A 9,062-nucleotide genomic window follows, 5' to 3' on the forward strand; every position below is an offset into this window, starting at 1 on the left:
TATAATTGATATGACAAGAGAAGAAAAATCAATCGCTATTGGAGATTTAACTGCACAGTTAGCTGGTACAAACATTTTATATGTAGCAGATATTTCTGGATTAAATGCAGAAACTACTTCAAACCTAAGAAGAGCTTGTTTTAAAGCAGGTATCAAATTAGAAGTTGTAAAAAACACCTTGCTTGTAAAAGCAATGGAAGCATCTGATAAAAACTTTGGTGATTTACCATTGACTTTAAAAGGAAATTCTTCGATTTTTATTGCAGATGTGGCTAATGGTCCAGCAAAAATCATCAAAGACTTCCGTAAAAAATCAGACAAACCTCTTTTAAAAGGAGCTTACATTAACGACGAAATTTATATTGGTGACAATTTACTTGACTCGTTAGTAAACCTTAAATCAAGAGACGAAGTTATCGGTGAAATTATCGGATTACTTCAATCTCCTGCTAAGCGCGTGATCGCTGCATTATTAAACCATGCAGAATCTAATGGCGAAGCAGCAGAATAAATTAGCGCACAATAAATTAAAATAAATTACAAATCATTTAAAGATAGTACAAATGGCAGATTTGAAACAATTCGCAGAACAATTAGTTAACTTAACTGTAAAAGAAGTTAATGATTTAGCAACAATATTAAAAGACGAGTACGGTATCGAACCAGCAGCAGCTGCAGTAGTTATGCAAACAGGTGGTGGAGACGCTGCTGAAGAAGCTCAAACTGAATTTACAGTTGTTCTTAAGGAAGCTGGTGCTTCTAAATTAGCAGTTGTAAAAGCGGTTAAAGAACTAACAGGTTTAGGTCTTAAAGAAGCTAAAGATTTAGTTGATGCTGCACCATCTAATGTAAAAGAAGGTGTTACTAAAGATGAGGCTGAAGGTCTTAAAAAATCTTTAGAAGAAGCAGGAGCTGTTGTTGAGCTTAAATAGTTCAACTTAGTTTTTGAATTAGGTTTAGGTCTTGGGTATGATGCCCAATGACCTAAACCATTTTTCGTATAATAAAATTATATCAAGTTTTATTATAAAATAGTTTAGAATACGAAAAAGCTTTTAATCAATACGAAGAAAAAAATCAACTATATTTTCCTGGTTTATTTTTAAAGATGTATTGTTTTAAAAAGGAAAAGTACAGATTATACAGTGTTTTATACACAAACAATTACTTTTTTTTAATCAAAATTTTGTCCATTGATGATAACAAATCAGACCGAAAGATTGAATTTTGCCTCTACAAAAAATATTCCTGCATATCCAGATTTTCTAGATGTTCAGGTTAAATCTTTTCAAGATTTCTTTCAATTAGAAACGAAATCAGACGAAAGAGGCAACGAAGGGCTTTACAATACCTTCATGGAAAACTTTCCAATTACAGATACTAGAAATAACTTTGTATTGGAGTTTATTGATTATTTTGTAGACCCACCTCGTTATACAATTCAAGAATGTATAGAAAGAGGTCTTACTTATAGTGTGCCACTAAAAGCACGTTTGAAACTATATTGTACAGATCCAGAACATGAAGATTTTGAAACTATAGTACAAGATGTATATCTTGGAACTATTCCTTATATGACACCTAGCGGAACTTTCGTTATTAATGGTGCAGAACGTGTTGTTGTTTCTCAACTTCACCGTTCTCCTGGTGTTTTCTTCGGACAATCATTCCATGCAAATGGAACAAAATTATATTCTGCTCGTGTAATCCCTTTCAAAGGATCATGGATAGAGTTTGCTACCGATATTAACAGCGTCATGTATGCTTATATCGATAGAAAGAAAAAATTACCTGTTACCACTTTATTCCGTGCAATCGGTTTCCAAAGTGATAAAGATATCCTTGAGATTTTTGACCTTGCCGAAGAAATTAAAGTTTCTAAATCAGGACTTAAAAAATATATTGGACGAAAACTTGCTGCACGTGTATTAAATACATGGCACGAGGATTTCGTAGACGAAGATACTGGTGAAGTAGTTTCTATCGAAAGAAATGAAATCATTTTAGATCGTGATACGATTTTAGATAAGGATAATGTAGAAGAAATTGTAGAATCTAACGTGAAATCTATCTTGTTACACAAGGAGGATAATAATGTTGTCGATTATTCAATCATTCACAATACATTACAAAAAGATCCAACAAACTCTGAAAAAGAAGCTGTCGAGCATATCTACAGACAATTGCGTAACGCAGAACCGCCTGATGAAGAAACTGCTCGTGGTATTATAGATAAATTATTCTTCTCTGACCAACGTTACAACTTAGGTGAAGTAGGTCGTTATAGAATAAACAAAAAATTAGGTCTTGATACCCCAATGGAAAAGCAAGTGCTTACCAAAGAAGATATCATTACCATAGTGAAATATTTGATCGAACTTATCAATGCGAAAGCAGATATTGATGATATTGATCACTTATCAAACCGTCGTGTAAGAACTGTAGGTGAGCAATTATCACAGCAATTTGGCGTTGGTTTGGCTCGTATGGCAAGAACCATTCGTGAGAGAATGAACGTTAGAGATAACGAGGTGTTTACACCTATCGATTTGATTAATGCTAAAACATTGTCATCGGTAATCAACTCTTTCTTTGGTACAAACCAGTTGTCTCAATTTATGGATCAAACGAATCCATTAGCTGAAATAACGCACAAGCGTCGTTTATCTGCCCTAGGACCAGGTGGTCTTTCCCGTGAAAGAGCTGGTTTTGAGGTGCGTGACGTTCACTACACTCACTACGGAAGACTTTGTCCAATTGAAACTCCTGAGGGACCAAACATTGGATTGATTTCATCTTTAGGTGTTTATGCAAAAGTAAACGGAATGGGTTTCATCGAAACTCCTTACCGTAAAGTAACAAATGGTGTTGTAGATTTAACTTCTACACCAGTTTATTTGAGTGCTGAAGAAGAAGAAGGTCAGTTAATTGCACAAGCAAACATTCAAATGGATGAAACTGGTAAAATTACTGCTGATAACGTTATTGCCCGTCAAGAAGGTGATTTCCCAGTAATCGATCCAACGGCTGTTCATTATACTGATGTTGCTCCTAATCAAATTGCATCTATCTCAGCTTCATTAATTCCTTTCTTGGAACATGATGATGCGAATAGAGCCTTGATGGGATCTAACATGATGCGTCAAGCTGTTCCACTTATTCGCCCTGAAGCACCAATTGTTGGTACTGGTTTAGAGCGTCAAGTAGCCTCAGATTCTAGAGTATTAATAAATGCTGAAGGAGCTGGAGTTGTAGAATATGTTGATGCCGATATGATTACTATCAAATACGATAGAACGGATGCCGAAAGAGCAGTAAGTTTCGAATCTGATGAGAAAACATACCAGTTAATTAAATTTAGAAAAACGAATCAAGGAACTTCTATCAACTTAAAGCCTATCGTAAGAAAAGGTGATAAAGTAATAAAAGGTCAAGTACTTTGTGAAGGATATGCAACGCAAAACGGAGAGTTAGCTTTAGGTCGTAACTTAAAAGTAGCATTTATGCCTTGGAAAGGGTATAACTTCGAGGATGCAATTGTAATTTCTGAAAAAGTAGTTCGTGATGATATATTTACATCAATCCACGTAGATGATTATTCATTAGAAGTTAGAGATACAAAATTAGGTAACGAGGAGTTAACTAATGATATTCCTAATGTTTCTGAAGAAGCTACTAAAGATTTAGATGAAAATGGAATGATTAGAATTGGTGCCGAAGTTAAACCTGGTGACATTCTAATTGGGAAAATTACACCTAAAGGAGAATCAGATCCAACTCCAGAAGAGAAATTGCTTCGTGCAATCTTCGGAGATAAAGCTGGTGATGTAAAAGACGCTTCATTAAAAGCTTCTCCATCACTTCACGGTGTAGTTCTTGATAAAAAATTATTTGCAAGAGCAGTAAAAGATAAGCGTAAACGTACACAAGACAAAGACGCTTTATCTGAACTTGAAATGGAGTTTGAAACTAAATTTGTTGAATTAAAAGACAAATTAGTTGAAAAATTATTTACAATCGTAAACGGAAAAACATCGCAAGGTGTAATGAACGATTTGGGTGAAGAAGTTTTACCAAAAGGTAAAAAATACACTCAAAAAATGTTATATGCGGTAGAAGATTTCGCTCACTTAACAAGAGGACAATGGGTTGCTGACGATGAAACCAATAAAATGGTGAATGACTTAATCCATAATTACAAAATTAAGTTAAACGACCTTCAAGGAGCATTGCGTAGAGAGAAATTTACGATTACGGTTGGAGATGAATTGCCAGCTGGAATCTTGAAATTAGCCAAAGTTTATATCGCCAAAAAACGTAAGTTGAAAGTTGGAGATAAAATGGCGGGTCGTCACGGAAATAAAGGAATCGTTGCACGTATAGTACGTCACGAAGACATGCCTTTCCTTGAAGACGGAACACCAGTAGATATCGTATTGAATCCACTTGGAGTACCTTCTCGTATGAACATTGGTCAGATTTACGAAACCGTTCTAGGATGGGCAGGACAAAACTTGGGACGCAAATATGCAACACCAATTTTCGACGGAGCATCTTTAGATCAAATCAACGAAATCACTGACGAAGCTGGAGTGCCACGTTTCGGACATACACATCTTTATGATGGTGGTACAGGAGAACGTTTCCACCAAGCAGCAACAGTTGGAGTTATCTATATGTTGAAACTTGGACACATGGTTGATGACAAAATGCACGCACGTTCTATCGGGCCATACTCACTTATTACACAACAACCATTGGGTGGTAAAGCTCAATTTGGAGGTCAGCGTTTTGGAGAAATGGAGGTTTGGGCACTTGAAGCTTATGGAGCGTCAAGTACACTACGTGAAATTTTGACAGTAAAATCTGATGATGTTATTGGTAGAGCAAAAACTTACGAAGCTATCGTTAAGGGAGAATCTATGCCAGAACCAGGATTACCAGAATCGTTCAATGTATTAATGCATGAACTAAAAGGTCTTGGATTAGACATTCGTTTAGAAGAATAAATAATAATTTGTCACTAGTAGAGACGTTCATTGCAACGTCTCTACTTTGGCATTTATAAAGGTTTTTAGGATTTATACCCGTAATCCGTTCCGATTTTTTATTAATACTTAATAATTAGCACTTCAAAATTTATTTGAAGTTTAGAGAAGTAATCCGAGGTAATAGAGGAAATGAATTTAATCATTAATCTAAAATCAATTTTTAATTGCAAATAAATCAATAGTAAAAACTATGATGAATAATAGAAATAATACTAGTAACAACAATAATAGAGATAAGAATCCAGTAAAAAGATTCAATAAAATCTCGATAGGATTAGCTTCACCAGAATCTATCTTGGCAGAGTCAAGAGGAGAAGTTTTGAAGCCAGAAACTATCAACTACAGAACGCACAAACCAGAACGTGATGGTCTTTTCTGCGAAAGAATTTTCGGACCAGTAAAAGATTTCGAATGTGCTTGTGGAAAATACAAAAGAATCCGATACAAAGGAATCGTTTGTGATCGTTGTGGAGTAGAAGTTACTGAAAAAAAAGTACGTCGTGATAGAGTAGGACACATCAATCTTGTTGTGCCAATCGCTCATATCTGGTATTTCCGTTCACTTCCAAACAAAATTGGTTATATATTAGGTTTGCCATCTAAGAAATTAGATATGATTATTTACTACGAAAGATACGTAGTAATTCAAGCAGGTATTGCTCAAAATGCAGAGGGAGAATCTATCAAAAGATTAGATTTCTTAACAGAAGAAGAATACTTAAATATTCTTGATACTTTGCCAGCAGATAATCAATATCTTGATGATTTTGATCCTAATAAATTTGTTGCCAAAATGGGAGCAGAGTGTATTATGGATTTATTAGCTCGAATCGACCTTGATCAGTTGTCTTATCAATTGCGTCACTCAGCTAACAACGAAACATCAAAACAAAGAAAAACCGAAGCATTAAAAAGATTACAAGTTGTTGAATCTTTCCGTGAGTCTAACTTGAACCGTGAAAACCGTCCAGAATGGATGATTATGAAAGTTGTTCCTGTTATTCCACCAGAATTACGTCCACTTGTTCCACTTGATGGTGGTCGTTTTGCAACTTCAGATTTAAATGATTTATACCGTCGTGTGATTATACGTAACAACCGTTTGAAAAGATTAATGGAGATTAAAGCTCCAGAAGTTATCTTGAGAAACGAAAAACGTATGTTGCAAGAATCTGTAGATTCACTTTTCGATAATACTCGTAAAGCATCTGCAGTTAAAACTGAATCAAACAGACCATTAAAATCATTATCAGATTCATTAAAAGGTAAGCAAGGACGTTTCCGTCAAAACTTACTTGGAAAACGTGTGGATTATTCTGCTCGTTCGGTAATTGTTGTTGGTCCTGAATTGAAATTGTTCGAATGCGGTATCCCAAAAGATATGGCAGCCGAATTATACAAGCCATTCGTTATCCGTAAATTGATAGAGCGTGGAATTGTAAAAACTGTTAAATCTGCAAAGAAAATAATAGACAAAAAAGAACCAGTAGTTTGGGATATTCTTGAAAATGTAATTAAAGGTCACCCAGTTTTACTGAATCGTGCTCCTACTTTGCACAGATTAGGTATCCAAGCATTCCAACCAAAATTAATTGAAGGTAAAGCGATTCAATTGCACCCTTTAGTTTGTACTGCATTTAATGCGGATTTTGATGGGGATCAGATGGCGGTTCACTTACCATTAGGACCAGAAGCTATTTTAGAAGCACAATTATTAATGTTGGCTTCGCACAATATCTTAAATCCAGCAAATGGTGCACCAGTTACTGTACCTTCTCAGGATATGGTTTTGGGTCTATATTATATGACCAAAGAACGTATCTCTACTCCTGAACATATTATTTTAGGACAAGATTTAGTTTTCTATTCTGCCGAAGAGGTAAATATTGCTTTAAACGAAGGAAGATTAGAATTAAATGCGCGTGTTAAAATTAGAGCAAAAGATTTCAACGAAGAAGGAGAATTAGTAAATAAAATTATCCAAACCACTGCAGGTCGTGTATTATTTAATGAAGTAGTACCAGAAGCAGCAGGTTATATAAATGATGTATTAACTAAGAAAAACTTACGTGATATTATTGGAAAAATCCTTGCAGTAACAAATGTTCCTACAACGGCAGCTTTCCTTGATAACATTAAAGATATGGGTTACAAATTTGCCTTCAAAGGTGGATTGTCATTCTCTCTTGGTGATATTAGAATTCCAGAACAAAAAACGCAGCTTATTGCCGATGCAAGAGCACAAGTCGAAGGAATTTCTGGAAACTATAACATGGGTCTTATTACCAATAACGAACGTTACAATCAGGTAATTGATATTTGGACTTCTGCCAATGCACAATTAACAGAATTGGCAATGAAAAATATCCGTGAAGACCAACAAGGTTTCAACTCGGTATATATGATGCTTGACTCTGGAGCAAGGGGATCTAAAGAACAAATTCGTCAGTTAACTGGTATGCGTGGTTTGATGGCTAAGCCAAAAAAATCAACCGCTGGTGGTGGTGAAATTATTGAAAACCCGATTCTTTCTAACTTTAAAGAAGGTCTTTCTATCCTTGAGTACTTTATTTCTACTCACGGTGCTCGTAAAGGACTTGCCGATACTGCCCTTAAAACGGCGGATGCGGGTTACTTAACTCGTAGATTACATGACGTTTCTCAAGACGTAATTGTAAACATCGAAGATTGTGGTACTTTAAGAGGTGTAGAAGTTTCTGCATTAAAGAAAAATGAAGAAATTGTTGAAACTTTAGGAGAAAGAATTTTAGGACGTGTTGTTTTACAAGACATTGTAAATCCTTTAACTAACGATATATTAGTTCACGCAGGTGAGCAAATTACCGAAGCAATAATGAAAGTTATTGAAGCTTCACCAGTAGAGAAAGTAGAAGTACGTTCTCCGCTTGTTTGTGAGGCTACGAAAGGAATCTGTGCTAAATGTTACGGACGTAACTTAGCTACTGGAAAAATGACTCAAAGAGGTGAAGCAGTTGGAGTAATTGCAGCACAATCTATTGGAGAACCAGGAACACAGCTTACACTTCGTACTTTCCACGTTGGAGGGGTTGCGGGTGGTATTTCTGAAGAATCTAGCATTGTTGCAAAATTTGCAGGACGTTTAGAAATCGAAGATTTAAAAACAGTAAAAGGAGAAGATACTGACGGTAATGCTGTCGATATTGTTATTTCTCGTTCTACTGAAATGAAATTAATCGACCAAAAAACAGGAATTCTTCTTGCTACAAACAATATTCCTTACGGTTCAAGTATTTTTGTAACTGATGCACAAGTTGTTGCAAAAGGAGATGTTATTTGTAAATGGGATCCATATAATGGAGTTATTGTTTCTGAATTTACTGGAAAAATTGCTTACGAAGATTTAGAACAAGGACAATCGTTCATGGTCGAAATCGATGAGCAAACCGGTTTCCAAGAAAAAGTAATTTCTGAAGGAAGAAATAAAAAATTAATCCCTACTTTATTGGTTTATGGTAAAGATGGCGAACTTATTCGTTCGTACAACTTACCAGTAGGTGCCCACCTTATGGTAAATGATGGTGAGAAAATTAAAGCAGGTAAGATTTTAGTAAAAATACCACGTCGTTCATCAAAAACAGGAGATATTACAGGAGGTTTACCAAGAATTACCGAGTTGTTAGAAGCTCGTAATCCTTCAAACCCAGCAGTAGTTTCGGAAATTGATGGTGTTGTCTCGTTTGGAAAAATTAAAAGAGGTAACCGTGAGATTATTATCGAATCTAAATTTGGTGAAATCAAGAAATACTTAGTTAAATTATCTAGTCAAATTCTTGTTCAAGAAAATGACTTCGTAAGAGCAGGTGTTCCTTTATCCGATGGTGCAATTACGCCAGACGATATCTTAAGAATTCAAGGGCCAGCAGCTGTACAGCAGTATTTGGTTAATGAAATTCAAGAAGTATACCGTTTGCAAGGGGTAAAAATAAACGACAAACACTTTGAAGTAGTAATACGTCAAATGATGCGTAA

General features: G+C 35.4%; 4 protein-coding genes. All 4 read left to right on the forward strand.

The genetic code is table 11. The annotated features are described in order from the left end of the window. The first annotated feature begins 10 nt into the window (after window positions 1-10). Window positions 11-511 carry a 50S ribosomal protein L10 gene (gene rplJ / locus ACH2BP_RS11065; RefSeq protein ID WP_395059871.1) on the forward strand — a complete coding sequence of 167 codons (501 nt, stop codon included), beginning with the start codon at window positions 11-13 and terminating at the stop codon, window positions 509-511. A gap of 52 nt (window positions 512-563) precedes the next feature. Beyond that, window positions 564-932, forward strand: coding sequence for a 50S ribosomal protein L7/L12 (gene rplL / locus ACH2BP_RS11070; protein WP_395059865.1), 369 nt, complete (start codon window positions 564-566; stop codon window positions 930-932). 264 nt (window positions 933-1,196) lie between these two features. Then, the gene (rpoB, locus tag ACH2BP_RS11075) at window positions 1,197-5,009 is read left to right on the forward strand and encodes a DNA-directed RNA polymerase subunit beta (protein ID WP_395059867.1); all 3,813 of its coding nucleotides are present in this window, start codon (window positions 1,197-1,199) and stop codon (window positions 5,007-5,009) included. Window positions 5,010-5,241: 232 nt separating this feature from the next. Beyond that, the coding region (gene rpoC, locus ACH2BP_RS11080) for a DNA-directed RNA polymerase subunit beta' (RefSeq protein ID WP_395059869.1) at window positions 5,242-9,062 on the forward strand (3,821 nt) is incomplete at its 3' end.

The sequence above is a fragment of the Flavobacterium sp. genome, from assembly GCF_043756175.1.
Lineage (GTDB): Bacteria > Bacteroidota > Bacteroidia > Flavobacteriales > Flavobacteriaceae > Flavobacterium.